At 65.4% G+C, this 1,474-nt stretch carries 1 protein-coding gene; it reads right to left on the reverse strand.

What is annotated here, in order from left to right; translation table 11 throughout:
* Window positions 1-420: 420 nt before the first annotated feature.
* On the reverse strand, window positions 421-1,474 hold a 1,054-nt coding region (locus D779_RS20745; RefSeq protein WP_043758475.1), incomplete at its 5' end, for a TIGR02678 family protein.

Raw genomic sequence — 1,474 nt, forward strand, 5'->3', positions numbered from 1 at the left:
ACCACCGGACGTTGGACTCAGTTCTGGGAGAAAATCGATCAATTTGGCGCTGAATGCTGCTGCTGAGGACATCATGCGGAGGCCGCACCCGTCGACAGAGGTCAAGAAAATGCTCGTGCGCTGCCGAGCGCTCCTTGAGGGTGGGGTGTCTTGCCAACTGTTCCGGGGTCACGTCAATCGGCTCCTGATCGTTAGGGAACGTATCAGGATAACACTGAAGCGAAGCCCGACACGCGGCGAGAAACCAAGCGGGAACTGCAATGAAGAGAAGGGATGATTACAGGCTCCGGTACCGGAAATGCACCAGAGCCAGAGACTTTCAGGCATAAAAAATCCCCGCGCCTCAACGAAACACGTTGATTTTCAAGGTCTTGTTGGTACAAAGGGGCGGAATCGAACCACCGACACGAGGATTATCCGTCATCCAATCTTACTGACCCGACTAATCCGCGGCGCCTCCACCGCATACCGTGCAATTGCAGGTAGCGGACGAACCCCGTCAACCTCGATCCTGGCGAGCCCCAGCGACGCCAGCCGCTCGGCGGCCTCGCGGCAGAAGGACGGCCCGGCGTCCGGATCCTTGGCGGCCTTCTTCCAGTAGCGTCCATAGCGCTCCACCCAGTTCCGATAGGCATCGTGGAGATCGGGCCAGGATACGGCACGGTCCTGTGACAGACGCTCGGCGAGATGGCCGGCCAGCAGCAGGGTGATGTGTCCCTCGGTGCCCTCGGAGGGCATGCGCTGGTCGGCGAGATCGCCCTCCGGGTCGACCATGGCGATGCCCTCGGCGCGCATCTCGGGGATCAGTCCGGTGGCCTCCTGGATGCGCTGGACGATGGCGTGACGCTGGTTGAAGAGATAGGCCCGCTCGTCCTCGTCCAGCTCGTCGTAATAGAGCACCGGGTCGTCGAGCAGACGCTCGGTGAGGCGCTGGCGCAGTTCGCGGTTGCGGGCCTCGGGGGTGTCGGCGACGAAGCGGGCAGTGATGGCACCGATGCGCTGGTCGAGTGAGTCCGCGGGCTGCTCCAGGGTGTCGACCAGGGAGGGGCCGCGTCGGGTCACCAGGAGTGCGGAGAGCACGTGACGGTCGATGTCGTAGAGGACGTCCTTGGTCTCGTTCTGGATGTAGGCGTCCTCGCTGCCGGCCACCCGGACCAGCACGCCGAGGTTCAGCAGGAGACGGACGACGGCCACCAGGTCTCGGCGGTCCTCCTGGGTGCGCAGCTCGAACACCAGTCCGCTGGCCTGGATGGCGGGCTCGGCGGACTGGTCCATGGCGGCCTTGCCCAGGCGGCCCAGGGTGCTCTGCATCTCGCCGCGCTCCAGGCCCGCCAGCACCAGGCACAGGAGGGCGTAGCGGCGGCGGGTGAAATCCAGGTCCACCGGGCGTCTGCCGGGGCGGGCGGCGCGGCTGCCGTCGTCGTGCTCGGGGGCGGTCTTGGCGAGGCGGGCGAAGTCGGCCTCGAGCCGCAGG

The sequence above is a fragment of the Imhoffiella purpurea genome (assembly GCF_000585215.1).
Lineage (GTDB): Bacteria > Pseudomonadota > Gammaproteobacteria > Chromatiales > Chromatiaceae > Imhoffiella > Imhoffiella purpurea.